Source organism: Amycolatopsis sp. cmx-4-61, from assembly GCF_046548775.1.
GTDB lineage: Bacteria > Actinomycetota > Actinomycetes > Mycobacteriales > Pseudonocardiaceae > Amycolatopsis.
In genome coordinates, this window is sequence record NZ_JAEBEI010000011.1 from 139,997 (window position 1) to 165,425 (window position 25,429).

A 25,429-nucleotide genomic window follows, 5' to 3' on the forward strand; every position below is an offset into this window, starting at 1 on the left:
AACGGGTCAGACGTCGGCGGCTGACGCAGCCCCCGGGTCACGCGGGGTGAACCGCCCGTGGTGCAGCGCCTCGGACAGGGGACGGCGGCTGCGCCAGCCGTGGCGCTCCAGGTCGGGCACGGTCTCCAGCTTGCTGACCGGGCCGGCGCAGAGCCACGCCACCGGGCGGACGCCGGCGGGGATGCCGAGCAGCTCGCGGAGGAACGGTTCCCGGTAGAAGCTGACCCAGCCGACGCCGAGGCCCTCCGCGGTCGCGGCGAGCCAGAGGTTCTGGATCGCGAGGCACACGGAATAGAGGCCCGCGTCGGCGATGGCGTGCCGGCCGAGCACGTCGGGCGCGCCGCGCGCCGGGTCGTAGGTGACGACGATGCCGAGGCTCGCCTCGAGGATGCCTTCGATCTTGATGTTCGCGAAGGTGCGCGTGCGGTCCTCGTCGAGCTGTCCGGCGAAGACTTCGCGCTCCTCGTGGACGTGCTTGGCGAACTTCTCGCGCGTCGCGACGTCGTCGACCAGCACGAAGTCCCACGGCTGCGTGAGCCCGACGCTCGGCGCGGCGTGCGCGGCCTCGAGGATCCGCGTCAGCGTGGCTTCGGGGATCGGCTCGCCGGTGAACTCGCCGCGGACGTCCCGTCGCTTGCGCAGGACTTCGTAGAACTCTTCGATCATCGGTGCAGGACCCATTCGACGGCTTCGGGGACGGTTCCGGCGGTCTCCGTGTCCGGCCGTGGCGGCCGCCGGATCACGAGGACGGGCTTCCCGAGTTCGCGGGCCGCGGTCAGCTTCGCGCTGGTCTGCGGGCCGCCGGAGTCCTTGGTGACCAGGACGTCGACCCGGCCGACCAGCTCCCGCTCGGTGGCCACCTCGTACGGCCCGCGGGCGAGGAGGAGCTCGTGGTGCCGCGGCAGCGGCGGCTCGGGCGGATCGACGCAGCGGATCAGGAACCACAGGTCGTCGAGGTGCGCGAAGGCCGGGAGCCCCTGGCGCCCGCTGGTGAGGAAGACGCGGTTGCCCAGGCCGGGAAGTTGGCGGGCGGCGTCGGCGAGGTCGTCGGCCCAGTGCCAGACGTCGCCGGGGCCCGGCCGCCAGCCGGGCCGCGCGAGCCTGAGCAGGGGCGTTTGCGTCTGTTCGGCGGCTTTCGCCGCGTTCGCGCCGATGCGCTCGGCGAAGGGGTGCGTTGCGTCCACGACGGCGTCGACCCGGTTCTCGCGCAGGTACGCCTCAAGGCCCTCCGGCCCGCCGAAGCCGCCGACGCGCACTTCGCCGACCGGCAGCTTCGGCCGTGCGACGCGTCCCGCCAGCGAAGAGACAACGCGCACTTCGCGGGCGGTGAGCGCTTCGGCGAGCTGCCGGGCTTCGCCGGTCCCGCCGAGGATGAGGATCACGAGGAACGCCCGTAGCCGACGGCCTCGCGCCAGCGGTCCAGCGTACGCAGGTTGGCGAGGGTTTCCGCCCAGGTCAGCTCGGGTGCCTGGCGGTCTTCGACGTGCGCGGCGACGTGGTCCGCCTCGCGCGCGAAGACGCCCTGCGTGGCTTCGACCTCGATGACCTCCGGCTCGCCGCCGGCGGGCGTCAGGATGATCCGCGAGACGCCGGGCTTGCGCAGCGGGTGGATCCACGCGGGCTCCGGGACGTGGATCTGCCCGGCCGAGCCGAAGACGCGGATGCCGTCCTCGCGGGTGAGCCGGATGCCGCACGAGATCGTCGCGAGGATGTCCCCGGGCAGGCGCAGCAGACCGGTCGCCCACTCGTCGACGCCGGTGGCGGACAGGTGCGCCATCCCGCTGACCTCGGACGGTTCGACGACGTCCTGCCCGGTCGCGGCCTGCGCGACCAGCCGGGCCAGCGACGTGCAGTAGCAGCCGACGTCGAGGATCCCGCCGCCGCCGAGCGCCGGGTCGCTCAGCCGGGCGGTCTCCTCCGGGTTGCTGTCGAAGGAGAACGTCGTGTCCACCGCGCGGACCTCGCCGATGGCGCCGGACGAGATCAGCTCGGCCAGCCGCCGCGTCTGCGGGTGCAGCCGGTACATGAACGCTTCCATCAGGAAGACGTCGTTCGCCCGGGCCGCGGCGACGACCTCCTCGGCATCGGCCGCGGTGATCGTCAACGGCTTCTCGCACAGCACGTGCTTCCCCGCTTCGGCGGCGGCGATGGCCCACTGTTTGTGCATCGCGTGCGGCGTCGAGACGTAGACGGCGTCGATGTCCGGATCGGCGAGGAGCTCTTCGTAGCTGCCGTAGGCCTTCGGGATGTCGAAGCGCGTGGCGAAGTCCCGCGCGCGCCCGCCGTCCCGGGCGGCGACGGCCCCGAGGACGCCGTGCTTGCTTTCGTCCACGCCCGCGGCGAAGTGCCCGGCGATGGTCCCGGCGGCCAGCAGGCCCCAGCGCAGTTCCGTCACAACGACTCCGGTTGGTTCGCCCGGTCACGGGCACTCGAGTAGAGGAAGCTGTCGGGAAAATCAGTGGCGGCGAGCACCCGCCCGACGAAGATGGTGGCGGCGCGGGTCATCCCGGCTGCCCGCACGAGCGCGGGCAGCTCACCGAGCACCCCGCGCACGACGGTTTCCCCGGCTTGGCTGGCGAGCGCGACGACGGCGACGGGGCAGTCCTCGCCGTAGTGCGGCTTCAGCTCCTCGGCCACCCGCTCGACGTGGTTGATGGCGAGGTGCAGCGCCAGGGTGGCCCCGGTCGCGGCGAAGGCGGCGAGGGTTTCCCCGGACGGCATCTTGGTGGAGCGCGCCTGAACCCGGGTGATGACGAGACTCTGCCCGATTTCGGGCACGGTGAGCTCCCGCTTCAGCACGGCGGCCGAAGCGGCGAAGGCGGGCACCCCGGGCACGACGGCGTAGGGAACACCGGCGGCATCGAGCCGCCGCACCTGCTCGGCGACGGCGCTGTAGAGGGACGGATCACCCGAGCACAGCCGAGCAACGTCGTGCCCGTCACGGTGGGCGTCGATCAGCTTCGCGACGATCTGTTCGAGGCTGAGGTTCGCCGTGTCGACGAGCTCGGCCCCGGACGGGCAGTAGGCGAGCAGATCGGGCGGGGTCATGCTGCCGGGGTAGAGGCAGACACCGCAGCGGGCGAGCAGGTCCCGCCCTCGCACGGTGATGAGGTCGGCGGCCCCGGGCCCGGCGCCGATGAAGTGCACGGTCATCGGCTGCTCCACTGCGTCACAACCCGCGCCGGCGTCCACCCCGTGAACCCACCGAGCGGTGCCGCCCGCTCGACGCCGATCCTCAGCAGCTCCCCTCCGTGCTCCTCGTACGCCCGGGCCAGCACCTGCTCGGCCTCCAGCGTCACCCCGTGCGCCACCACCCGTGCGCCGGTGGCCACGCACGCGTCCAGTACGCCCGGCGCCGTCACGCCGCCTCCGATGAAGACCGCGTCCGGTGCGGGCAGCGCGCTCAGCGCTTCCGGTGCTTCCCCCGCCACCACCTCCAGTTCCGGTACTCCCAGGTCCAATGCGTTCCGGCCGATCCGCTCGGCCCGCTCCGCGGAGCGCTCGATCGCGACCGCGCGGTTGAGGCCGTGCAGCCGCGACCACTCGATGCCGACGCTGCCCGCGCCCGCGCCGACGTCCCACAACAGCTCGCCGGGACTCGGCGCGAGGCGGGCCAGCGCCGACACTCGGAGGTCGCGTTTGGTCAGCTGCCCGTCGTGGGCGTACACGTCGTCCGGGATGCCGATCAGCGGCAACGCCGGACCCGCGCACTCCAGCGCGAACACCGTCAGCGGTCCGGGGTCGCCGTCCCAGCCGTCGGAGATGCGCTCGTCGGGCCCGCCCAGGTTCTCCAACGCGATCAGCTCGCTCTCGCCGTAACCCCGCACGGTGAGCAGGGAGCGCAAAGCGGGCGCGTCGGCACCCAGGACGAGCACTCGCCGGCGCGGCGCCAGCACCCGGGCGACGCGGGCCGACGACCGGCCGACGATGGTGACCACCTCGGTCTCCTCGGCGGACCAGCCCAGCCGTGCCCGGGCCAGTGTCACCGACGAGAGCGCGGGCAGTGCCTCGACCTCGTATCCATGGGCCACCAGTGTGGCACCCACCCCCGACAAAAACGGATCGCCGCTGGCCAGGACGCAGATCCGGGCCCCCTCGTGCTCCGCGATGACCGCGTCCAGCCCGGGCAGCAACGGCGTCGGCCACGCCTGCGCGGGGACCCCCTCGGGCAGGTAGCCGAGCTGCCGCGGCGCGCCGAGCACGACGTCGGCGGCGAGCACCGCGGCTTTCGCCTGCTCCGACAGGCCGGACCAGCCGTCGGCCCCGATCCCGACCACGGTCAGGCGGTCCGCTCCGGCAGCCGGTGGACGTGATTTTTCGCGCACGATTTCCCACCCTAAGCGAGGCGGGCGCTGTGCGATGATCGGCCGGTCGCCGACGTCAGGAGCGCTGTTGAAGCCGTACCCGTTCACCGCCGTCGTCGGGCTGCCGGACCTGCGCCTGGCGCTGGTCCTCTCCTCGATCTCACCCGCCGTCGGCGGGGTGCTGGTGCGCGGCGAAAAGGGCACGGCGAAGTCGACCATGGTCCGCGCGCTCGCCGGCCTGCTGCCCGGTGTCGACGTCGTCGACGGCTGCCGCTTCTCCTGCGATCCCGCGGCGCCCGACCCGCTCTGCCCGGACGGCCCGCACGAGAAGAGCACGAGTCACCGGCGTCCGGCCCGCCTGGTCGAACTCCCGGTCGGCGCCGCGGAAGACCGCGTCATCGGCAGCCTGCACCTGGAACGCGCGCTCGCCGAAGGCGTCACGGACTTCCAGCCCGGCCTCCTGGCCGCCGCGCACCGCGGGCTGCTCTACGTCGACGAGGTCAACCTCCTGCACGACCACCTCGTCGACACGCTCCTGGACGCCGCCGCGATGGGCCGCGCGACCGTGGAACGCGAGGGCGTTTCGGTTTCGCACGCGGCGAGGTTCGTCTTGATCGGCACCATGAACCCGGAGGAGGGCGAGCTTCGCCCGCAGCTGCTGGACCGGTTCGGCCTGACCGTCGAGGTCGCCTCCAGCCGGGACCCCGAGCAGCGCGTCGAGGTCGTCCGCCGTCGCTTGGCCTACGAAGCCGATCCGGACGCCTTCGCCGCGCAGTACGCGGCCGAAGACGCCCAGCTCGCCGCGGACATCGAGGCGGCGCAACGCCTCCTGGCCGCCGTCAAGCTCCCGGACGATGCCCTGCGCCAGATCGCCGAGGTCTGCGCGTCCTTCGAGGTCGACGGCATGCGCGCGGACATCGTCACCGCGCGCACGGCCATCGCGCACGCGGCCTGGGCCGGCCGCGACGAGGTGACCACCGAGGACGTCCGCGTCGCCGCCCGGCTCGCGTTGCCGCACCGGCGCCGCCGGAACCCGTTCGACGCGCCGGGCATCTCGGAGGAGCAGCTGGAGCAGGCCCTCCAGGACGCCCAGCCGGACCCCGGACCCGAGGACGACGGCCCCGGCTCGGGGTCGGCGCCGCCGGAAACGCCCGAGCCGCAGGGGAGTGAGCACGCGCCGCCGGGCCAGCCGCAGCAGAACGCCGGTGGGCAGCAGAAAACCGTCGGGGCCGGCGAAACCTTCAAGGCGCGCGTGTTCCGCGTCAAAGGCATGGGCGAAGGCGAGCGCGGACGCCGTTCGCGCGCGATCACCGACAGCGGACGGACCATCGGTGTCCAGCCCGCCAGCGTCCGCGAAGGCCGTCCGCACCTCGTCGCGACGGTGAAAGCCGCGGCCCCGCACCAGAAAGCCCGCGGCCGTGACGGCGCCGCGCTCCGGCTGCGGCCCGAAGACCTCCGTTACGCGCTGCGCGAAGGCCGCGAAGGCAACCTCGTGCTGTTCTGCGTCGACGCGTCCGGCTCGATGGGCGCGAAGGCGCGGATGCGCGAGGTCAAGTCCGCGGTCCTGTCGCTGCTCCTGGACGCCTACCAGCGCCGCGACAAGGTCGGGCTCGTCACCTTCCGCGGCGACGCGGCCGAACTCGCGCTGCCGCCGACGATCAGCGTCGACGCGGCCGCCTCCCGCCTCGAAGGCCTCCCGACCGGCGGCCGGACGCCCTTGGCCGAAGGGCTCCTGGAAGCGGCGCGCGTGCTGCGGGTCGAGGAGATCCGCGATCCGCGGCGCCGTCCGCTGCTGGTCGTCGTCACCGACGGGCGCGCCACCAGCGGACCGGACGCCGTCGCACGCGCCCAGGCCGCGGCCGGGCTGCTCACCGGTGTCACGACCGTCGTGATGGACTGCGAAAGCGGCAAGATGCGGCTCGGCCTGGCCGCCGACCTCGCCGCCCACCTCGGCGCGGAACACGTCCCCCTCGCCGGCGTCGCCGCCGAATCGCTGGCGGACGCCGTCCGCGCCCGGACCGGAAGGGCCGCCTGATGCCGCAGGGAAAGCCCGAGGTCGTTCCGAACGACGGCCTGACCACGCGCCAGCGCCGCAACCGGCCGCTGCTCGCCGTGCACACCGGCGAGATGAAGGGCAAGTCGACGGCCGCGTTCGGGATGGCACTGCGCGCCTGGAACCAGGGCTGGTCGATCGGCGTGTTCCAGTTCGTCAAGTCGGCGAAGTGGCGCGTCGGCGAGGAAGCGGCGTTCAAGGCGCTGGGGAAGCTGCACGACGACACCGGCCAGGGCGGGCCGGTCGAGTGGCACAAGATGGGCGAAGGCTGGAGCTGGGCGCGCAAGTCCGGCTCCGAAGAAGACCACGCGGAGAACGCGCGCGAAGGCTGGGCGGAGATCAAGCGGCGGCTCGCCGCCGAGGCGCACGGCTTCTACGTCCTCGACGAGTTTTCCTACCTGCTCAAATGGGGCTGGCTCGACGTGGACGACGTGGTGTCCACTTTGGTCTCGCGGCCCGGGCACCAGCACGTCGTCATCACCGGCCGGTACGCGCCGCCGGAGCTCGTCGAGGCCGCCGACCTGGTCGCCGAGATGACCAAGGTGAAGCACCCGATGGACACCGGGCAGAAGGGCCAGCGGGGGATCGAATGGTAGCGCGCGTGGTCGTCGCCGCGCCCGGGTCCGGGCACGGCAAGACCACGATCGCCGCCGGGCTGATGGCGGCACTGCGCGCGGCCGGGCACCGGGTTTCGGGGCACAAGGTCGGACCGGACTTCATCGACCCGGGCTACCACGCGCTGGCCACCGGGCGTCCCGCGCGCAACCTGGACCCGTTCCTGCAGGGGGAAGACCGGCTGGTCCCGTTGCTGCGGCACGGTTCCGCCGGCGCCGACATCGCGGTGATCGAAGGCGTGATGGGCCTGTTCGACGGGGCGCTGGGCACCGAGGGGTACGCCTCGACCGCCCACGTGGCCCGGCTCCTGGACGCGCCGGTCGTGCTGGTCGTCGACGCCTCGGCGGCCTCCCGCAGCGTCGCCGCGACCGTGCTCGGGTTCGCCCACTACGACCACCGCGTGCGGCTGGCCGGCGTCATCCTCAACAAGCTCGGCTCGCCGCGGCACCGCGACGAGATCGCGTCCGCGCTCGAAGCCACCGGCGTGCCGCTGCTGGGAGCGTTGTACCGCAACGAAGAGATCCACGCGCCGAGCCGGCACCTCGGGCTCGTGCCGGCGGCGGAACGGGCCGCGGAAGCGCAGCACGTGCTGCCCGCGCTCGCCGCTTGGGTGCGGGACGGCGTCGACCTCGACGCGATCGTCCGGATCGCTTCCGGGGCGCCGCGGCTTTCGGCGCCACCGTGGGAGCCGTCCGGTGCGGACGGTCCGCGGGTGACGGTCGCGGCCGCCGGCGGACCGGCGTTCACCTTCCGCTACACCGAAAACGTCGAGCTGCTGGCCGCCTGCGGGGTCGAGGTCGTGGACATCGACCCGCTGCGGGACCGGGCGTTGCCCGAGGGGTGCGCGGGCCTGTACTTCGGCGGCGGGTTCCCCGAGGTGCACGCGGCGGAACTGTCGGCGAACACGGCGTTGCGTTCCGAAGTGGCTACCGCCATCGAGAATGGGATGCCGGTGAGCGCGGAGTGCGCGGGGCTGCTGTACCTGTGCCAGTCGCTGGACGGCGTGCCCATGGTCGGCGCGGTGCCCGCGGACGCCAAGATGACCGCCCGCGGCAAGCTCGGCTACCGGCGCGCGGTCGCCGTCGAGGACAACCTGCTGGCGACGGCCGGTCAGCGCGTCACCGGGCACGAATTCCACCGCACCGAGGTGACGCCGTCGCACGGCGCCGCGGCGGCGTGGGGCTGGGACAGGCAGCTGGACGGCTTCGCTTCGCCGACGTTGCACGCCTCCTACCTGCACGTCCACTGGGCCGGGTACCCCGAGCTCGCCCAGCGGTTCGCGGCGCGGGTGCGCGCCCGTGGGTGACTACGACCTGCACCACCACGGCGACCGCGAGGTCGGGCCGGGGCTGGTCGATCTCGCGGTGAACGTCCGGTTGCCGCGGCCGCCGGCGTGGCTGCGGGACGAACTGGCGTCCGCATTGGACTCCCTCGCGGCCTATCCGTCCACTGAGGACGCTGTGCGGGCCGTCGCCGCCCGGCACGGCCGTCCTCCCTCGGAAGTGCTGGTCACGGCGGGTGCGGCCGAGGCTTTCACGCTGCTGGCCTCGGCGGTCCGCCCGCGGCACGCGGTGGTCGTGCACCCGCAGTTCACCGAGCCGGAAGCGGCTTTGCGGGCGGCGGGACACGCCGTTTCGCGCGTGGTCCTGGCCGAAGCGGACGGTTTCGTCCTCGATCCCGTACTGATCCCGGCCGACGCCGACCTGGTGTTCGTCGGGAACCCGACGAACCCGACCTCCGTGCTGCACCCCGCGGCGGTGCTGCGTTCCCTGGTCCGGCCCGGTCGGCTGCTCGTGGTCGACGAGGCGTTCCTGGACGCGATCCCCGGCGAGGCCGAGAGCCTGGCGTCCGGTGTCCCGGGTGTCGTCGTGCTGCGCAGCCTGACGAAGACGTGGGGACTCGCCGGGCTGCGGGCGGGTTACGTGCTCGCTTCGGCGGACGTCGTCGAGCGGCTGCGGGCGGTGCAGGTGCCGTGGTCGGTGTCCACCCTGGCCGGGGTGGCGACGGTGGCGTGCTGCCGCCCGTCCGCCCTGGAGGAAGCGGAAAAGCTGGCGACGGCGGCGGAGTCGGACCGGGAGTACCTGGTGTCGGGCCTGGCTTCGCTGGGGGTCGACGTGCTGGGTGATCCGCGGGGCCCGTTCGTGCTGGTGCGCGTACCCGACGGTGCTTCTGTGCGCGCTCGCCTGCGCGAAGCGGGCTACGCCGTGCGGCGGGGCGACACGTTCCCGGGGCTTGGACCGGATCACCTGCGGCTGGCGGTGCGCGATCGGGTGACGACGGAGGCGTTCCTGAGGGCGTTGCGGAAAATCTTGTAAACACCGACAGGGGGTTGTCGCCACCACCGTCGAAAGTGAGCGGAGCCGGGAAACGCCCGGCGTGGCAGCGAAAGGAACGACATGCCCCGCTTCAACGACGTCGCCTGGTTCGAGATCGGCACCGACGATCCGGCGACCGCGGAACGGTTCTACGGCGAGGTCTTCGGCTGGACCGTCGCGCAGGACGACGCGGCGAGCACTGATGCCGCCTACCGTGTCATCGACACCGGTGGCTCACGCGGTGGCCTGTTCACGGGCCAGGAGAACTACGCGATCTTCACCGTGCTGGTCGAGGACGTCGAAGCCACCTGCCGCCAGGTCGAGCAGGCCGGCGGCCGCGTGCTACGGCCGCCGAGCGTCAACCCGGTCGGCGTGACGTTCGCGCACGTGCTCGACCCGGCGGGCAACCACTTCTCCGTGTTCACCCCGCCAAGGTGAGCTGCTCGACGTCGCCGTACGGGATGTCGAGGTCTTCCGGGCGCAGCTTCCGGGGCGGCGGCACCTCGGCCAGCACGGAGAAGGAGGTGATGCGGTCGGTGCGGAAGGCGCGGATCTCCCGGCGCAGCCGGCACCAGGCCACGAGGTACCAGTGCGAGGGCTTCCCGACGTAGCCGAGCGGCTCGATCTCCCGGCGGGTGGCGGTGCCCTGGCGGTCGGTGTACCGGATCCGCAGGACGCGGCGGATACCGAGCACGTGCGGCTTCGGCGGGACGGGACCCTCGCCGAGCAGGTGGACCCGGGTGGCGAGCTCCCGCGCCTCGTGCGTGTCCTCCTCCCGCATCGCCGCGACGAGCTTACGCAGCGCCGAGCGGCCCTCGGCCCGGAAGGGCGTGGCTTCGAGGTGCCTCAGGGCGAGTGCCATGGCGACGGCCTCGCCCGGGGTCAGGTTGACCGGCGGCATCGTGTGCGCCTTGTCGAGGCAGTAGCCGCCGGTGCGGCCGGGCTCGGCGTAGATCGGGGTGCCGGACTGCTGCAGGGCGCTGATGTCCCGCTCGACGGTCCGGACGCTGACCTCGAACCGGTCCGCGAGCCACCGCGCGCTGCGGGGCCGCGGCGCGACGGCGCGCAGTTCTTCGACGATGGCGTAGAGACGATCGGTTCGGTTCACGCGCTGCACTCTAGGAAGGGGGTACGACAGTTTCAGGCGAGCGCGAGCAGGGCGGCCGCGACGGCGACCTCGACGCCCGCGCCCAGGACGTCACCGGTGACGCCGCCCAGGCGCTTCGTGCACCGCCACAGGAGCGCGCCGGTGACGGCGTAGGCGAGGACGACGGAAAGGGGCCCGCGCCACCACGGCAGCCCGGGCAGCAGGGCGGCGAGCCCGGCGGCGGCGACGCCCACGGCGAGCGCCGCGGTGCGGGGAACCGAGCCGGCGACGGTGGCGCCGAGGCCCTCCGGCCGGGCCGAGGGGACTCCGCGGGCGCACGCCAGCGAGAGCGTGCACCGGCCGATGAGCACGCCGGCGGCCGCGGTGACCGGACCGGCGGCGGTGGTCAGGGCACCGACCTGGACGAGGAGGACGAGGACGAGGGTGGCGACCCCGGTGGGCCCGGAGTCGCCGCGGCGCATGACGTCGAGGGCTTTGGCGCGGTCGTAGGAGGCGCCGAGGCCGTCGGCGGTGTCGGCGAGCCCGTCGAGGTGCAGCCCCCGGCTGCCGAGCGCGACGGCTCCCAGGGCGAGCGCGGCAGTCGCGAGGGAAGGGAGGCGAACGGCGTGTCCGGCGGCGACGACGAGCCCGGCGGCCACGGCCAGCGGGAGGGCGGCCAGGGGAGCGAGCAGCATGGCGCCGCCGGCGACGCGGCGGTCGATGACGCGGGGCGCCGGGACGGGCACGGTGGTCAACGTCCCGACGGCCATCCGCGCGGAGTCCGGCCAGCGGCTCACGTCAGGTCGGCCAGCAGACCCATGTCCGCCAGGATCGCGCGCGCCGCGCGAAGGGCCGGCACGGCCTGCACCGCTCCGCTGCCTTCGCCGAGCCGCAGGCCGAAGTCCAGGATGGGCTCCAAGCCGAGCGCCTTCAGCGCGAACGCCTGCGACGGTTCCGTCGAGCGGTGCCCGGCCAGCCACCACTGCTCGGCGCCGGGGGCGATGTCGCGCGCCACCAGTGCCGCCGCGCCGGAGAAGACGCCGTCCAACAGCACCGGGATGCCCAGCACCGCGGCCTGGACCAGGAAGCCCGCCGTCGCCGCGGCGCAGGCGCTGCCCAGCGCCGTCAGCCGCTCGAACGGGTCCTCCGTGCGGCCCGCGGCCCGGGCCAGCGCGGCCGTGACCGCCGCCGTCTTGCGTTCCAGGCCGGCCGCGTCCAGGCCCGTTCCGGTGCCGACCACCTCCGCCGCCGGCAGACCGAGGGAGGCCGCCACCAGCGCCGCGCACATCGCCGTGTTGCCGATTCCCATGTCACCGGGAATCAGCACGTCCGCGTCGCGCTCCTCCAGGGCGATCGCCCGGCCCGCTTCGAAGGCCGCTTGCGCCTCGCCCGGGAGCAGCGCGTCCTCGACGTCGATCGAGCCCGAACCGCGGCGGATCTTGTGCGCCGTGACCTCGGGCGGCACGTCCGCGGCGTCCCAGTCGACGGCGATGTCGGCGACCCGCACGCGCGCTCCGACCTGGGCGGCCAGGACGTTCACACCGCTCTTGCCGGCCAGGAACACCCGCACCATCGCCGCGGTCACCTCGCGCGGGTACGCCGAGAGCGCCGACACGCCGTGGTCGCCGGCGAAGACGACCACGCGGACGTCGTCCAGCGGGCGCGGCGGCACGGTGCCGTGCGCCGCGGCCAGCCAGGCGGCGATCTCCTCCAGCCTGCCCAGCGCGCCGAGCGGCTTGACCAGGCCGTCGAGCCGTTCCTGCGCGGCGGTGCGGGCGGCGGGGTCGGGCACGGGTACGTCGAACACGGGCGCCTCCTGGCTACAGGTCGAGCGCCCGGCCCGCGACGACCAGCACGACCCGGTCGGCGTCGGCGGACACCCGGTTGTTGAGTGCGCCCAGCACATCACGGAACAGCCGCCCGGACGACGTTGCGGGCACCACACCGCTGCCGACCTCGTTGCTCACCGCGACCACCGGCACCCGCGCCGCGGCCCACGCGGCCAGGAAGTCCTCGAGCCGGTCGTCGAGGCGGTGCTCCCAGCCCGGCTTCTGCCGCCACGCGCCGACGTCGTCCAGCACGCGGGACAGCCAGGTGCCGAGGCAGTCGATCAGCAGCGGCTCGGTCGCCGTGCGGAGGATGCCGGCGAGGTCGGTGGTCTCGACGGTCTTCCAGTTCGCGGGCCGCCGGGCCTGGTGCGCGGCCACCCGCGCGGCCCAATCGGGGTCGTCTTCGCCCGCGGGCAGGCCGGGTGCGACGTACACGAGGTGCGGGTGGCGGGCGACGAGCCGCTCGGCGTGCCGCGACTTCCCCGAGCGGACACCGCCGAGGACCAGCACCTTGCCTTCGTCGCGCCCGGATCGGCGGAGGGCGCGAGCCAGGGCTTCGAGATACCCGGCGACCCGGTGGCGCAGCCCCGCCGACGTAGGCTTTCCCGCGGAGGAGGCATCGGACACAGTCATACCGGCATTCTGGTGCACGCGCTACCGTGCGCCACGTGCCACTCCGTCTAGGGACAACCGCGGCCGGACTCGTGACCGGATACGTAACCGACGCTCTGTTCGGTGACCCCCGAACGGGCCATCCGGTCGCCTTGTTCGGTACGGCCGCTACCCGCCTCGAACACCGTCTGTGGGCCGACTCGAAGCCGCGCGGCGCCGCGTACGCGGCGCTGTGCACCTCCGCCGCCGTCGGTCTGGGCGTCGTGCTTCAGACGGCGACCCGGCGGCACCCCTTCGCGCGCTTCGTCCTCACCGCTGCCTCCACGTGGGTCGTGCTCGGCGGACGCGGCCTCGCCGCCGAAGGGGCCGAAATGGCCCGCCTGCTCGAAGCGGACGAAGTGCCCGAAGCGCGTCAGCGGCTCTCGCACCTCTGCGCGCGTGACGCGACTACGCTCGACTCCGCCGAGCTGACGCGCGCGGCCACCGAATCGATCGCCGAGAACACGTCGGACGCCGTGGTCGCGCCACTGTTCTGGGGTGCGGTCGCCGGGATACCGGGCCTCCTGGGCTACCGCGCGCTCAACACGCTCGACGCGATGGTCGGCTACCGCTCACCGCGCTACCGCCGCTTCGGCTGGGCGGCGGCCCGCGCCGACGACGTCGTCAACCTGGTGCCGTCGCGGATCGGTGCGGCGCTCACGGCGCTGTGCGCGGGCGCCCGGGCGCGCGAGTCCTGGCGGGTCTGGCGCCGCGACGGCGGCCGCCACCCGAGCCCCAACGCGGGCCAGGTGGAAGCGGCGTTCGCGGGAGCACTGGACATCCGCCTCGGCGGAACGAACAGCTACGACGGCGAGCCGGAGAGCCGCGCCCGCCTCGGCGAAGGCCGCCCCCCGAACCCCGCGGACCTGCGGCGGGCCGTGCGCTTGTCCCGGCGGGTGGGGATGGCCGCGGTGGCCGTCGCCGCGGGCCTGGCTGTGGACCACCTCCGATGAGGGGCCTGCTCGTCGCCGGGACGACTTCCGATGCCGGGAAGAGCCTCGTCACCGCCGGGATCTGCCGGTGGCTTGCGCGCCGGGATCTGCGGGTGGCTCCCTTCAAGGCGCAGAACATGTCCAACAACTCCATGGTCTGCGCCGACGGGGCCGAGATCGGGCGCGCCCAGTGGGTGCAGGCGCGGGCCGCCCGCGCCGAGCCCGAGGCGGCGATGAACCCGGTGCTGCTGAAGCCCGGCAGTGATCGGCGCAGTCACGTCGTCGCGCTCGGGAAGCCGTTCGGGACGCTCGAAGCGGGGGAGTACGCCACCGGGCGGGCCGGGCTGGCCGAGATCGCCTTCGGGGCGTTCGAGGACCTCAGTGCGCGTTATGACGTCGTCGTCTGCGAAGGCGCCGGGAGTCCGGCGGAGATCAACCTGCGGGGCGGCGACTACGTCAACATGGGGCTCGCGCGGCGGTTCGGGCTGCCGGTGCTCGTCGTCGGCGACATCGACCGCGGTGGGGTGCTCGCGGCCATGTTCGGCACCCTCGCGCTGCTCTCCGCCGAAGACCAGGCCCTGGTCGCGGGCTGGGTGGTCAACAAGTTCCGCGGCGACGTCGGGCTCCTGCGGCCGGGCCTGGACAGCCTCGAGAAGGTCACCGGACGGCCGGTGCTGGGCGTGCTGCCCTGGCTCGACCGGGTCTGGATCGACTCGGAGGACGCCCTCGCCGCGGCGGGCTGGCGCCGCGAGGCGCCCGGTGGAGGCCTCGGTGTGGCGGTCGTGCGGTTCCCGCGGGCCTCCAACGCCACCGACGTCGACGCACTGGCCGCCGAACCCGGGGTCACGGTCACGCTCACCGCCGATCCCGACGTCGTGGCGGCGGCCGACGTCGTGGTGCTGCCCGGGTCGCGGGCCACCGTGGCCGACCTGGCCTGGCTGCGGGAGCGCGGCCTGGACACGGCGGTGACGGCCCGGGCCGCCGCGGGGCGTCCGGTGCTCGGCATCTGCGGTGGTTACCAGATGCTCACCGAATCCATTGTGGACGAAGTCGAATCCGGCGCGGGCGAGGTCGCGGGCCTCGGTTTGCTGCCCGGGCGGGTGACGTTCGCCGCGGAGAAGGTGCTCGCCCGGCCGTCGGGGACGTGGCGCGGCCATCCGGTGGGCGCCTACGAGATCCACCACGGCTCGGTGACCACGACGGCGCCGGCGGAGTCCTTTCTGGACGGGCGGCACGCCGGCGGGGTCTGGGGCACGATGTGGCACGGCGCGTTCGAGAACGACGCCTTCCGCCGCGCGTGGCTCACCGAAGCCGCGGCGCAGGCCGGAACCACCTGGACAGCCGCACCCGGCGCACCCGGGTTCGGGCAGCTGCGCGAGGAAATGCTGGACAAGCTGGCGAACGCCGTCGACGAGCACCTGGACACGGCGCTGCTGGAAAGGCTGCTCGACCAGGGTGCTCCGCCGGACCTGGCGTTCGTGCCGCCGGGAGCGCCCTAGTTCGGCTGTCCCAGCGGGTGGGACAGCCGAACGGGAGTCAGGCAGCCACCGTGGTCCGCTGCTTCAGGGCCTTCTCCGCGAACGCGCCGAACGCCAGGCCCAGGGCCAGCCACAGCGTCACCTGCGTGCCGACCGAGGCCGTCCGGAAACTCCACAGCGTGGACGCGGGGAAGTTCGCCGGGACCTCGTCGACCACCGGCAGCAGCCACGCCACGACGCCGGTCACGACGAGGTAGCCCGCCGCCGCGAGCAGGAAGCCGTTCCACGCGCCGAACCGGTCCGCGAGCTTGCGGCCGAACACCGTGGCGAGGATGCCGACCAGCAGCGAGACGGCGACGAAGCCGAAGTACAGCTCGGTGCGGGAGCCGATCGTGCCCGGCTGGCCGACCGCGGGCGGGTTGGCCGGGTACTTCAGGAACGGCACCAGGAACACCACGGCGAACGCGCCTGCCGTGAGCAGCAGCGCCGTCACCCTGGGGCGCAGGTTGCCGAGCCGGCCCTGGGCGAACGCGAAGGCCAGCGAGAGCAGGCCGCCGATCGCGACGCCGTAGACCAGCACCCCGGTCAGCAGGCCGAGGGTGCTCTGGATGTCCCGGGGGACGAGCTCCTCCTCGTGACCTTCGGCGGGGGCCGCCGCCGAAGCGTCGTGCGAATGCGCATGACCGCCGGACTCCTCGAGCCCGATGGCGGTGTTCACCGACGGCTCACCGAAGGCGTAGGCGAACCCGAACGCGAGCACACCGGCGATCAGGCCCGCGAGCATGCCGCGGACCAGCAGGGTCTTCATCATGGGAGTGCGTGCCCGCCGATCAGTGGCAGGGGAAGGCCAGCAGGTGGCGGCCGTCGTGCACGAACTCGTGGACGTACGTGTTGGCGAAGACCGCCGTCGCGCCCTGCTCGGCGCTCACGAAGTACAGCGCGATCAGGGCCAGGAGCACCACGAACACCGCCCACGGCACGATCTCCCGGATCGGGATGCGGATCGGGAGCGGAACGGCGGGAGCTGCCGTCTGGGTCATGAGCGTGGCCTCCTCGGGCTTTCGCGGCCTCATCGGGGTCGGTCACGAGGGTCCGGGTCTGGCTTCCCCCTGGCGGGGGTCACAGTGGCGCGACCGCGCGGACTTGCACCGCGTTCCGGAATCTCCTCGTCTGGCCGGTTGAGCGTAGGTCCGCCGTTCCGGCCGCGTCAATGAGGCTCATATCGCCGTCGGCCGCCGCATGGCATCCGTGATGCCCGCGACCTGCGCGGGGGGCGCGGCGGCCTGCCCAGAACAAGCCTCGAATGTGACAATGCCGCGGTGACTCGAATGGTGGCCGCCCTCGACGTGGGCGGGACGACGATCAAGGCAGCGCTGCTCGACGAGCAGCTCCGGCCCAAGGCGGCCCTGCGCGCGGAGACCGCCCGCAGCGCGGACGGGACGGCGCTGGCCGCGCAGACGGCGGACATCGTGGCCGCGCTGGCCGAGCGGGCCGGCACCGGGCAGCCGGACGCGGTCGGCGTGGTGGTGCCGGGGATCGTCGACGAACAGACCCGCGTCTGCCACTTCTCCGCCAACCTTGACTGGCGCGAAGTCCCGTTCGGCGAGCTCCTGGAAGACCGGCTCGGGCTGCCGGTGGCGTTCGGGCACGACGTCACCGCGGGCGGCATCGCCGAGTTCCGCGTGGGCGCCGGGCGGGGCGCGACCAACGCGGCGTTCATCCCGGTCGGCACGGGGATCGCGGCCGCGCTGCTGCTCGACGGCCGGATCCACCGCGCGCACGGGCAGGCCGGTGAGGTCGGGCACATCGACGTCGGCCACGCCGGCAAGTGCGGCTGCGGCGCGACGGGCTGCCTGGAGGCGATCTCGTCGGCGGCCGCGATCGCCCGCCGCTACACCGAGCGCACCGGTCGCCCGGCCGACGGCGCCCGCGAGGTCGTCGAGCTGGCCCGCCGCGGTGACGAGGTCGCGGTTGCGGTGATCCAGGACGCGCTCGACGGGCTCGGCCACGGCATCCGGACGCTGCTGACGCTGCTCGGCCCGGAGGTGATCGTGTTGGGTGGCGGCCTGTTCACGGCGGCCGACTACGTGCTGGAGCCCGTGCGGGAGTGGCTGGCCGCGCACCTGACGTTCCAGCGGATGCCGGAGCTGCGGATCGCCGAGCTGGGCGACGAAGCCGGGCGGCTCGGTGCCGGTTTGCTGGCCTTCGACCTGCTGGAAGCCTGACGCCGAAGGCCACCACCGGAAAGGTCCGGTGGTGGCCTTCGTCTCCCCAGCTCAGAGTGACCGCAGGAACGCCAGCGACGGCATGAAGAAGTACTCGCCGCCCCGCAGCGTCACCGCCTGCGGCACCGGCTCGGCCGTCCGCTGTGCCGAGCCGCCCCAGTCCACCGTGTAGTCCGACGCCCCGCGCTCGCCCTGGCCGATCACCGGGTCCAGCCCCGGCGTGACGCCGTCGACGATCGGGAAGCCCGGGTTGTCCGCCCAGAGCGCCTGCGTGAACTCGAACTGGTCGCCCAGTCGTGAGTTGAAGGCCATGAACAGCAGCCCGACCCCGCCGCTCGGCCGCGCCGCGGGCGGCACGTCGGCGTTCGGGTCGTCCGGGCGCTCCCCGTACGGCACGCCGCGGCGGGCCATCAGGTGCCGCCGCTCGGCGGCCGGGTCCTCGGCACCGCCGGAGCCGCGCGGGTTCGTCTTGCGGATGTGCGCCTGGAACGGGCACTTCAGCGCCGCGCGGTCGCTGTCGTAGGTGAAGTTGTTCGACACCGGGCTTTCCGCGCCGTCCTCGCGCTGGGTGGTCAGCGGCGTGCCGTCCTCGAACCGGCCGATGATCATCGCCCCGGCCCGCTCGCGGTCTTCGCCGGTGAGGCCGAGCGAGTCGGCCAGATCCGCCTCCGCCTGCTTGAACCGCCGGACGTTCTGTTCGAGTTTGCGGAAAACGAAATAGCTGCCGAAATGCACGCCGGGATCCGGCGCCGCGGGGTCGGGAACGAGGACCTGCTCGAGCGGCGCCGCCGGGTTCCACACGTTGATCCCGTCGGTGTTGTTCTTTTCCGCGTCGACGTCTTCGGTGAGGAACAGCGGCTGGCTGCGGCCGTCGACGTATCCGAAGTGCTCGATGCCCTCGCCGCGCGAATTGACCCGGCCGAGGCCGGTTTCCTCCGCGAGGACCGTGGCCGAATCCGGCAGGAGACCGAGGATTTCGTTGCGCCGCGCGGCCATCGCCTTGTCCGTGGCGTCGCCGACGAGGACGACGGCGTGGACTTCCCCGCGGTAGCCCGGATCGAACGTCGAGCGCGGCGGGTCGGTCAGCTTCCGCCGCGTGTCCGGCGCCGCCATCCCGCGCAGGAACGCTTCGTCCTGCGGCATGTTCCCGTCGACGCCGAGAGCGCGGTAGCCCGCCGCGGTGAGCCCGACGCCGACGTACGGCGTTCCGGCGCCGGACCCGGCCTTGAACGCGCTCACTTCGTCGAGGTGGGCCTTGGCGGACTTCATCTTCCCGGTGACCGAGACGAGGAAGGCGCGCGCCTCCGCCGCGTCGCCGAAGGCGAGGAACAGGGCGGACAGGTGGTCGCGGACGTGGGCCTTGAGGATGTTCGGCTGCAGTTCGCCGAGCATTGTCGCGGCATCGCCGGTCGCCGTGGTCCAGGACAACGTGGTGGACAGATCGACACTCATTCGGGCTCCCCTCCCGTGTGAAAAACGCCCGCCTCTCGGCGGGCACCCGGCCGACCGGAATCCCCCCTCGGCCGACCGGGTCCCCTGAATACAGGGTGCCGTGCCGGAGGCGGGTGGTGCCACCCGTTTTCCGGTTTCACACGAAAGATTAAGTTGAGCGCGAGACAGTTTCGGGCCGCAAACAAATCGCGGGGAATGGGGAGCCAGGCAAGCGCGGCGGCCGACGTCATGAGCTGGTTGCGGCCCTCGGTGCCGCCAGCTCGAGGAGCAGGCGCTCGAGCATGGGGACAGCGCCGGCGGAGGTGGCGACGGTGACACCTCCGCCGGCGCTGGGGCCTTACGCGATCGGCCGGTCCGTCGGCGCGATCGGGCGGGGCAGGACGTCGCGGCCGGTCAGGTACGCGTCGACGCCGGCCGCGGCGCTGCGGCCTTCGGCGATCGCCCAGACGATCAGGGACTGCCCGCGGCCCATGTCGCCGGCCACGAACACGTTGTCCAGGCTCGTCTTGAACGCCTTGTCGCGCGCCACGTTGCCGCGCGCGTCCAGCTCGACGCCGAGGTCCTCGAGCAGCCCCTGCTTCTGCGGCCCGAGGAACCCCATGGCCAGCAGGACGAGCTGCGCGGGCAGCTCGCGTTCGGTGCCGGGCACCGGGACGAACTTGCCGCCCTCGTTGCGGACCTCGACCAGCTTCAACGCGCGGACGCGGCCCTCGGAATCGCCCAGGAACTCCTGCGTGTTCACCGCGTAGAGCCGCTCGCCGCCCTCTTCGTGCGCCGAGGAGACCCGGTAGATCATCGGGTACGTCGGCCACGGGTGGGCGGCCGAACGCGCCTCCGGCGGCTTCGGCATGATCTCCAGCTGCGTCACCGAACGCGCGCCCTGGCGGTGGGACGTCCCGACGCAGTCCGCGCCGGTGTCGCCGCCGCCGATGACCACGACGTCCAGGCCGGCCGCGTCGAACGGCGACTTCTCCAGCTCGCCGGAGGCGACCCGGTTGGCCGGCGGCAGGAACTCCATCGCCTGGTGGATGCCGTCGAGCTCCCGGCCGGGGATCGGCAGGTCGCGCCAGTCGGTCGCGCCACCGGCCAGCACCACGGCGTCGTACGCCAGCAGTTCGGCGACCGGCAGGTCCACGCCGACGTTCACCGACGTCCGGAACTCCGTCCCCTCGGCGCGCATCTGGTCGAGCCGCCGGTCGAGCCGGGACTTCTCCATCTTGAACTCGGGGATGCCGTAGCGCAGCAGCCCGCCGATCTTGTCGGCCCGCTCGAGGACCACGACGCTGTGGCCCGCGCGGGTGAGCTGCTGCGCCGCGGCCAGACCCGACGGGCCGGACCCCACGACCGCGACCTTCTTGCCGGTGAGGGCCACCGGCACCTGGGGCGTCACCCAGCCCTCGTCGAAGGCGCGGTCGATGATCGAGATCTCGACGCGCTTGATCGTCACCGGGTCGTCGTTGATCCCGAGCACGCACGCAGTTTCGCACGGGGCAGGGCACAGCGTTCCGGTGAACTCCGGGAAGTTGTTGGTCGCGTGCAGCCGTTCGATGGCCTGCTGCCAGTCCTCGCGCCAGGTCAGCGTGTTCCACTCCGGGATGAGGTTCCCGAGCGGGCAGCCCTGGTGGCAGAACGGGATCCCGCAGTCCATGCACCGGCCGGCCTGCTTCTGCAGCTTCGTCGTGGCGAAGTCTTCGTAGACCTCTCGCCAGTCCATCAGCCGCAGGTCGACCGGGCGGCGCTTCGGCTCTTCGCGGGTGGTGGTCAGAAAGCCCTTGGGGTCAGCCATGTGCGGCCTCCGTTTCTTGCGGGACACCCGCACCCGGTCGGCACTCATGGCTGGCTGCGCGATTATCAGCCATGAGCTGCCTCCATGATCGCCTCGTTCACGTCGCGCCCGTCCCGCTCGGCCTGCACCTGGGCGGCGAGCACGCGCTTGTAGTCCTTCGGCATGACCTTCCCGAAGCGGTCGACGCCCGCGTCCCAGTCGGCCAGCAGCTCCCGCGCGACCGCGGACTCCGTTTCGTTGTAGTGCTTTTCCAGCGTCTCGCGCAGGAAGTCCGCGTCCTCGGAGTCGAGCGGGTCGAGGTCGACCATCTCCGGGTTGACGCGGTGCGCGGGCAGGTCCAGCACGTAGGCGATGCCGCCGGACATGCCGGCCGCGAAGTTGCGCCCGATCGGACCGAGCACGACCATCCGGCCGCCGGTCATGTACTCGCCGCCGTGGTCGCCGACGCCTTCGACGACGGCCAGCGCGCCCGAGTTGCGCACGCAGAACCGCTCGCCGACCTTGCCGCGGATGAAGATCTCGCCGCTCGTCGCGCCGTAGGCGATGACGTTGCCCGCGATGATCTGCTCTTCGGCGACGTAGGGAACGTCCTTCGGCGGCCGCACGATCAGCCGGCCGCCGGAGAGGCCCTTGCCGACGTAGTCGTTGCCGTCGCCGTAGAGCCGCAGCGTGATGCCCTTCGGCACGAACGCGCCGAACGACTGGCCCGCGGTGCCGGTGAAGGTGACGTCGATGGTGTCGTCCGGCAGGCCTTCGCCGCCCCACCGCTTGGTCAGCTCCGACCCGAGCATGGTGCCGACGGTCCGGTTCACGTTGCGGACGGGCAGCTCCAACCGGACCTTGTCTCCCGAGTTCAACGCGCCCTCGGCGAGCTGGATCAGCGTGTTGTCCAGCGCCTTCTCCAGCCCGTGGTCCTGCAGCGTCTGCTGCAGCCGCAGCCCGGCCGGGGCCATGGCGGGCACGTGGAAGATCGGCGACAGGTCGAGCCCGGCCGCCTTCCAGTGCTCGATCGCCTTGCGCTTGTCGAGGAACTCGGCGTGCCCGACGGCCTCGGCGATCGACCGGAAGCCCAGCGCGGCCAGGTACTCGCGCACTTCCTGGGCGATGAACTCGAAGAAGTTGACGACGTACTCGGCCTTGCCGCTGAACTTCTCGCGCAGCTTCGGGTTCTGCGTCGCGACGCCCACGGGACACGTGTCGAGGTGGCAGACGCGCATCATGATGCAGCCCGACACGACCAGCGGCGCGGTCGCGAAGCCGAACTCCTCGGCGCCGAGCAGCGCCGCGACGATGACGTCCCGGCCGGTCTTGAGCTGGCCGTCGGTCTGCACCACGATCCGGTCGCGCAGCCGGTTGGCCAGCAGCGTCTGCTGCGTCTCGGCCAGGCCCAGCTCCCACGGGCCGCCGGCGTGCTTGATCGACGACAGCGGCGACGCACCCGTCCCGCCGTCGTGACCGGAGATGAGCACGACGTCGGCGTGCGCCTTGGACACGCCCGCCGCGACCGTGCCGACGCCGACCTCGGACACGAGCTTCACGTGGATGCGCGCGTTCGGGTTGGCGTTCTTCAGGTCGTGGATCAGCTGCGCCAGGTCCTCGATCGAGTAGATGTCGTGGTGCGGCGGCGGCGAGATGAGGCCGACGCCGGGTGTCGAGAACCGCGTCTTCGCGATCCACGGGTACACCTTCGCGCCGGGCAGCTGCCCGCCTTCGCCGGGCTTCGCGCCCTGCGCCATCTTGATCTGGATGTCGTCGGCGTTGACGAGGTATTCGCTCGTGACGCCGAACCGGCCGGACGCCACCTGCTTGACCGCGGACCGCCGCTCGGGGTCGTAGAGCCGCTCGGGGTCTTCGCCGCCCTCACCGGTGTTGGACTTCCCGCCGAGGCGGTTCATCGCGATGGCCAGCGTCTGGTGCATCTCCATCGAGATCGAGCCGTAGGAGATCGCGCCGGTGGCGAACCGCTTGACGATCTCCGAAACCGGCTCGACCTCCTCGATCGGCACCGGTGCGCGCTTGCCGTACTTGAAGTCGAACAGCCCGCGCAGCGTCAGCAGCTTCTCGGCCTGGTCGTCGACGGCCTTCGTGTACTCCTTGAAGACCTCGTACTTACCGGACCGCGTGGAGTGCTGGAGCTTGAACACCGTCTGCGGGTTGAACAGGTGCGGCTCGCCTTCGCGTCGCCACTGGTAGTCCGCGCCGGTCTCGAGCTCGCGGTGCGCGGCACGGACGCCGTCGGCCGGGAAGGCGTACTTGTGCCGCTTCGCGACCTCGTCGGCGAGGGTCTCGAAGCCGACCCCGCCGAGGCGGGACGTCGTGCCGGTGAAGCAGTTCTCGATGACCTCTTCGCCGAGCCCGATCGCCTCGAAGATCTGCGCGCCGGTGTAGGACGCGACGGTCGAAACACCCATCTTGGACATCGTCTTGCGGACGCCCTTGCCGAGCGCCTTGATCAGGTTCTGCGTCGCCTGCTTCGGCGTCACGCCGGGGATCAGGCCGCGGTGGGCCATTTCCTCGACGGTCGCCATCGCCAGGTACGGGTTGACCGCGGCGACGCCGTAGCCGATCAGCAGCGCGATGTGGTGCACCTCGCGCGCGTCGCCGGCCTCGACGATGAGGCCGACCTGCGTGCGCGTCTTCTCGCGGACGAGGTGGTGGTGCACCGCGCCGGTCAGCAGCAGCGACGGGATCGGCGCGTGGTGCTCGTCGACGCCGCGGTCGGACAGCACGATCAGCCGGGCGCCGTCCTCGATCGCCTCGGACACCTCGGCGCGGATCTCGTCGAGCCGCTTGACCAGCGCCTCGCCGCCGCCGTGCACGTTGTAGCGGCCGAGCACGGTGACGGCCTGGAACTCCGGCAGGTCGCCGTCGTCGTTGACGTGCACCAGCTTGGCGAACTGGTCGTTGTCGAGCACCGGGAACGGCAGCACGATCCGGCGGCAGCTGGCCGCGTTGCCCGCCAGGAGGTTCGGCTCGGCGCCGATCTGGGTGCCGAGCGCGGTGACGAGCTCCTCGCGGATGGCGTCCAGCGGCGGGTTCGTGACCTGGGCGAACAGCTGGATGAAGTAGTCGAAGATCAGCCGCGGCCGGCTGGACAGCGTCGCGATCGGCGAGTCGTTGCCCATCGAGCCGATCGGCTCCGCGCCGGTGCGGGCCATCGGTTCGAGGATCGCCTCGAGCTCTTCCTGGGTGTAGCCGAACGCCTGCTGGCGGCGGACGAGCGCGGCGTGCAGCGGGACCTCGCGGTCGCGCTCGGGCAGGTTTTCGAGGTGCACGAGCCCGGCGTCGACCCACTCGTCGTACGGGTGCGCGGTGGCCAGTTCGGTCTTGACCTCTTCGTCCTCGACGATCCGGCCTTCGACGGTGTCCACGAGGAACATCCGGCCGGGCTCGAGGCGTCCCTTCCGGACGATCGTCGCCGGGTCGATGTCGAGCACGCCGACCTCGGAGGCGAGCACGACGAGGCCGTCGTCGGTCACCCAGTACCGGCCGGGGCGCAGGCCGTTGCGGTCGAGCACCGCGCCGATCTGGCTGCCGTCGGTGAAGGCGACCAGCGCCGGGCCGTCCCACGGCTCCATCAGCGTCGAGTGGAACTCGTAGAACGCCCGCCGCGCGGGGTCCATCTCCTGGTGGTTCTCCCAGGCCTCCGGGATCATCATCAGGACGGCGTGGGGCAGCGAGCGGCCGCCGAGGTGCAGCAGCTCCAGGACCTCGTCGAAGCTCGCCGAGTCGCTGGCGCCGCGGGTGATCACCGGGTAGACGCGCTTGAGGTCGCCCGGGATCAGGTCGGTCTCCAGCAGCGCCTCGCGGGCGTCCATCCAGTTGCGGTTGCCGCGCAACGTGTTGATCTCGCCGTTGTGCGCCACGTACCGGTACGGGTGGGCCAGCGGCCACGACGGGAACGTGTTGGTGGAGAACCGGGAGTGCACCAGGCCGATGGCGCTGGTGACGCGCTCGTCGGTGAGGTCGGCGAAGAACCGCTCGACCTGCGGCTCGGTGAGCATTCCTTTGTAGACGATCGTGCGCGAGGACAGCGACGGGAAGTACACGTCGTCCTCGACGAGCTCGTGCTCCGCGCGCTTGCGGACGCAGAAGGCGCTGCGCTCGATGTGCAGCGGGTCCGAGTGCTCCGGCTTCGGGCGGCGCGCGGCGAGGAACAGCTGCGTGAAGTGCGGCATGGTCTCGGCCGCGGTCGGCCCGCAGTGCTCGGTGTGCACCGGCAGCTCGCGCCAGCCGAGGACGCGCATGTCCTCCTCGGCGGCGATCCGCTCGATGGTCGTCATGGCCCGGCCGCGGCGCTTTTCGTCCTGCGGCAGGAAAGCCGTGCCGACGGCGTAGCTGCCCGGCTCCGGGAGCCGGAAGTCCACGACCGCGCGGTAGAACTCGTCCGGGATCTGGATCAGCAGGCCGGCGCCGTCGCCGGTGTCCGGTTCGGCGCCACGAGCCCCGCGGTGTTCCAGGTTGCGCAACGCGACCAGGGCCTTGGCGACGATGGCATGATCTCGGCGCCCGGTCAGGTCGGCGACGAAGGCGACACCGCAGGCGTCGTGTTCGTAGTCGCTCCGGTAGAGGCCCGCGGCCTCGGCGTTGCTGAGCTGCTCCCCGGACGGGGGCAGGGAACTGGCACGGTGGGTCACGGCTGGCCGCCTCCCAAGGCGTTGGCGCGACCGGTACTCACTCCATCGAGTGGTTCGAGCTGAAC

Annotated in this window: 22 protein-coding genes; 8 read left to right on the forward strand and 14 right to left on the reverse strand. The window is 72.6% G+C overall.

Features of this window, described 5'->3' with window-relative positions; genetic code table 11:
• Positions 1-6: 6 nt before the first annotated feature.
• Genes bluB through cbiE form a run of 5 tightly spaced genes read right to left on the reverse strand, consistent with a single transcriptional unit; the run spans position 7 to position 4,325 of the window.
• Positions 7-666, reverse strand: coding sequence for a 5,6-dimethylbenzimidazole synthase (gene bluB, locus ACLJOU_RS28080; protein ID WP_410571338.1), 660 nt, complete (start codon positions 664-666; stop codon positions 7-9).
• A complete protein-coding gene (locus ACLJOU_RS28085; RefSeq protein WP_410571340.1) occupies positions 663-1,382 on the reverse strand; it encodes a cobalt-precorrin-6A reductase in 720 nt (239 codons plus the stop codon). Before ACLJOU_RS28085 ends, bluB begins: the two co-directional genes overlap by 4 nt.
• Complete coding sequence (locus tag ACLJOU_RS28090; RefSeq protein ID WP_410571342.1) at positions 1,379-2,395, reverse strand: Gfo/Idh/MocA family protein; 1,017 nt, start codon at positions 2,393-2,395, stop codon at positions 1,379-1,381. Before ACLJOU_RS28090 ends, ACLJOU_RS28085 begins: the two co-directional genes overlap by 4 nt.
• The gene (cobM, locus tag ACLJOU_RS28095) at positions 2,392-3,153 is read right to left on the reverse strand and encodes a precorrin-4 C(11)-methyltransferase (RefSeq protein ID WP_410571344.1); all 762 of its coding nucleotides are present in this window, start codon (positions 3,151-3,153) and stop codon (positions 2,392-2,394) included. Before cobM ends, ACLJOU_RS28090 begins: the two co-directional genes overlap by 4 nt.
• Positions 3,150-4,325, reverse strand: coding sequence for a precorrin-6y C5,15-methyltransferase (decarboxylating) subunit CbiE (gene cbiE / locus ACLJOU_RS28100; protein ID WP_410571345.1), 1,176 nt, complete (start codon positions 4,323-4,325; stop codon positions 3,150-3,152). The genes cobM and cbiE overlap by 4 nt, the downstream gene beginning before the upstream one ends.
• 67 nt (positions 4,326-4,392) lie before the next feature.
• Here cbiE and ACLJOU_RS28105 point away from each other — a divergent pair, with 67 nt between their 5' ends.
• From ACLJOU_RS28105 to ACLJOU_RS28125, 5 genes are all read left to right on the forward strand, one after another.
• The gene (locus tag ACLJOU_RS28105; RefSeq protein ID WP_410571347.1) at positions 4,393-6,339 is read left to right on the forward strand and encodes a putative cobaltochelatase; all 1,947 of its coding nucleotides are present in this window, start codon (positions 4,393-4,395) and stop codon (positions 6,337-6,339) included.
• Positions 6,339-6,953: a cob(I)yrinic acid a,c-diamide adenosyltransferase gene (gene cobO / locus ACLJOU_RS28110; protein ID WP_410571348.1), complete on the forward strand. Its 615-nt coding sequence runs from the start codon at positions 6,339-6,341 to the stop codon at positions 6,951-6,953. The genes ACLJOU_RS28105 and cobO overlap by 1 nt, the downstream gene beginning before the upstream one ends.
• Entirely contained in the window at positions 6,947-8,278 is a 1,332-nt protein-coding gene (locus ACLJOU_RS28115; RefSeq protein ID WP_410571349.1) for a cobyrinate a,c-diamide synthase, read from the forward strand. Before cobO ends, ACLJOU_RS28115 begins: the two co-directional genes overlap by 7 nt.
• Complete coding sequence (gene cobC, locus ACLJOU_RS28120; RefSeq protein ID WP_410571351.1) at positions 8,271-9,287, forward strand: Rv2231c family pyridoxal phosphate-dependent protein CobC; 1,017 nt, start codon at positions 8,271-8,273, stop codon at positions 9,285-9,287. Before ACLJOU_RS28115 ends, cobC begins: the two co-directional genes overlap by 8 nt.
• Before the next feature lie 81 nt (positions 9,288-9,368).
• Positions 9,369-9,725, forward strand: a complete 357-nt coding sequence (locus ACLJOU_RS28125) for a VOC family protein (RefSeq protein WP_410571352.1) — start codon at positions 9,369-9,371, stop codon at positions 9,723-9,725.
• Here ACLJOU_RS28125 and ACLJOU_RS28130 read toward each other — a convergent pair.
• From ACLJOU_RS28130 to ACLJOU_RS28145, 4 genes are read right to left on the reverse strand one after another with little or no spacing between them, the layout of a single operon-like run.
• Positions 9,709-10,395, reverse strand: a complete 687-nt coding sequence (locus ACLJOU_RS28130; protein WP_410571354.1) for a helix-turn-helix transcriptional regulator — start codon at positions 10,393-10,395, stop codon at positions 9,709-9,711. The two genes, ACLJOU_RS28125 and ACLJOU_RS28130, sit on opposite strands and share 17 nt — an antisense overlap.
• A 32-nt stretch (positions 10,396-10,427) precedes the next feature.
• Entirely contained in the window at positions 10,428-11,144 is a 717-nt protein-coding gene (locus tag ACLJOU_RS28135) for an adenosylcobinamide-GDP ribazoletransferase (RefSeq protein ID WP_410571565.1), read from the reverse strand.
• Positions 11,145-11,167: 23 nt separating this feature from the next.
• Positions 11,168-12,181, reverse strand: a complete 1,014-nt coding sequence (gene cobT, locus ACLJOU_RS28140) for a nicotinate-nucleotide--dimethylbenzimidazole phosphoribosyltransferase (protein ID WP_410571356.1) — start codon at positions 12,179-12,181, stop codon at positions 11,168-11,170.
• A gap of 13 nt (positions 12,182-12,194) precedes the next feature.
• Entirely contained in the window at positions 12,195-12,836 is a 642-nt protein-coding gene (locus ACLJOU_RS28145; RefSeq protein ID WP_410571357.1) for a bifunctional adenosylcobinamide kinase/adenosylcobinamide-phosphate guanylyltransferase, read from the reverse strand.
• Positions 12,837-12,907: 71 nt separating this feature from the next.
• Between ACLJOU_RS28145 and ACLJOU_RS28150 the strand changes: the two genes are divergently transcribed.
• Entirely contained in the window at positions 12,908-13,807 is a 900-nt protein-coding gene (locus ACLJOU_RS28150; protein WP_410571359.1) for a cobalamin biosynthesis protein, read from the forward strand.
• On the forward strand, positions 13,804-15,285 hold the full coding sequence (locus tag ACLJOU_RS28155) for a cobyric acid synthase (RefSeq protein ID WP_410571361.1): 1,482 nt from the start codon (positions 13,804-13,806) through the stop codon (positions 15,283-15,285). The genes ACLJOU_RS28150 and ACLJOU_RS28155 overlap by 4 nt, the downstream gene beginning before the upstream one ends.
• A gap of 37 nt (positions 15,286-15,322) precedes the next feature.
• Here the strand turns inward: ACLJOU_RS28155 and ACLJOU_RS28160 are convergent, their stop codons facing one another.
• Both ACLJOU_RS28160 and ACLJOU_RS28165 read right to left on the reverse strand, forming a co-directional pair.
• A complete protein-coding gene (locus ACLJOU_RS28160) occupies positions 15,323-16,075 on the reverse strand; it encodes a CbtA family protein (RefSeq protein WP_410571362.1) in 753 nt (250 codons plus the stop codon).
• A gap of 19 nt (positions 16,076-16,094) precedes the next feature.
• The gene (locus ACLJOU_RS28165) at positions 16,095-16,304 is read right to left on the reverse strand and encodes a CbtB domain-containing protein (RefSeq protein WP_410571364.1); all 210 of its coding nucleotides are present in this window, start codon (positions 16,302-16,304) and stop codon (positions 16,095-16,097) included.
• Positions 16,305-16,592: 288 nt separating this feature from the next.
• On the opposite strand from ACLJOU_RS28165, the gene ACLJOU_RS28170 reads away from it, so the two are divergent.
• Entirely contained in the window at positions 16,593-17,489 is an 897-nt protein-coding gene (locus ACLJOU_RS28170; RefSeq protein ID WP_410571566.1) for an ROK family protein, read from the forward strand.
• Between the two features lie 51 nt (positions 17,490-17,540).
• Here the strand turns inward: ACLJOU_RS28170 and ACLJOU_RS28175 are convergent, their stop codons facing one another.
• The 3 genes from ACLJOU_RS28175 to gltB form a co-directional block, all read right to left on the reverse strand.
• Positions 17,541-18,941 (reverse strand): Dyp-type peroxidase, encoded by a 1,401-nt coding sequence (locus ACLJOU_RS28175; protein ID WP_410571366.1) that lies wholly within the window; start codon positions 18,939-18,941, stop codon positions 17,541-17,543.
• Between the two features lie 337 nt (positions 18,942-19,278).
• Positions 19,279-20,727 (reverse strand): glutamate synthase subunit beta, encoded by a 1,449-nt coding sequence (locus ACLJOU_RS28180; protein WP_410571367.1) that lies wholly within the window; start codon positions 20,725-20,727, stop codon positions 19,279-19,281.
• A gap of 65 nt (positions 20,728-20,792) precedes the next feature.
• Positions 20,793-25,364 (reverse strand): glutamate synthase large subunit, encoded by a 4,572-nt coding sequence (gene gltB / locus ACLJOU_RS28185; RefSeq protein ID WP_410571369.1) that lies wholly within the window; start codon positions 25,362-25,364, stop codon positions 20,793-20,795.
• Positions 25,365-25,429 lie beyond the last annotated feature (65 nt).

Coding starts and splice junctions, on each gene's coding strand:
- ACLJOU_RS28170 (WP_410571566.1), top strand. CDS start 16,593: ATGGTGGCCGCCCTCGACGTGGGCGGGACGACGATCAAGGCAGCGCTG.
- ACLJOU_RS28175 (WP_410571366.1), bottom strand. CDS start 18,941: ATGAGTGTCGATCTGTCCACCACGTTGTCCTGGACCACGGCGACCGGC.
- ACLJOU_RS28160 (WP_410571362.1), bottom strand. CDS start 16,075: ATGATGAAGACCCTGCTGGTCCGCGGCATGCTCGCGGGCCTGATCGCC.
- ACLJOU_RS28115 (WP_410571349.1), top strand. CDS start 6,947: ATGGTAGCGCGCGTGGTCGTCGCCGCGCCCGGGTCCGGGCACGGCAAG.
- bluB (WP_410571338.1), bottom strand. CDS start 666: ATGATCGAAGAGTTCTACGAAGTCCTGCGCAAGCGACGGGACGTCCGC.
- ACLJOU_RS28125 (WP_410571352.1), top strand. CDS start 9,369: ATGCCCCGCTTCAACGACGTCGCCTGGTTCGAGATCGGCACCGACGAT.
- ACLJOU_RS28145 (WP_410571357.1), bottom strand. CDS start 12,836: ATGACTGTGTCCGATGCCTCCTCCGCGGGAAAGCCTACGTCGGCGGGG.
- ACLJOU_RS28155 (WP_410571361.1), top strand. CDS start 13,804: ATGAGGGGCCTGCTCGTCGCCGGGACGACTTCCGATGCCGGGAAGAGC.
- cobM (WP_410571344.1), bottom strand. CDS start 3,153: ATGACCGTGCACTTCATCGGCGCCGGGCCCGGGGCCGCCGACCTCATC.
- ACLJOU_RS28135 (WP_410571565.1), bottom strand. CDS start 11,144: ATGGCCGTCGGGACGTTGACCACCGTGCCCGTCCCGGCGCCCCGCGTC.
- cobO (WP_410571348.1), top strand. CDS start 6,339: ATGCCGCAGGGAAAGCCCGAGGTCGTTCCGAACGACGGCCTGACCACG.
- ACLJOU_RS28165 (WP_410571364.1), bottom strand. CDS start 16,304: ATGACCCAGACGGCAGCTCCCGCCGTTCCGCTCCCGATCCGCATCCCG.
- ACLJOU_RS28180 (WP_410571367.1), bottom strand. CDS start 20,727: ATGGCTGACCCCAAGGGCTTTCTGACCACCACCCGCGAAGAGCCGAAG.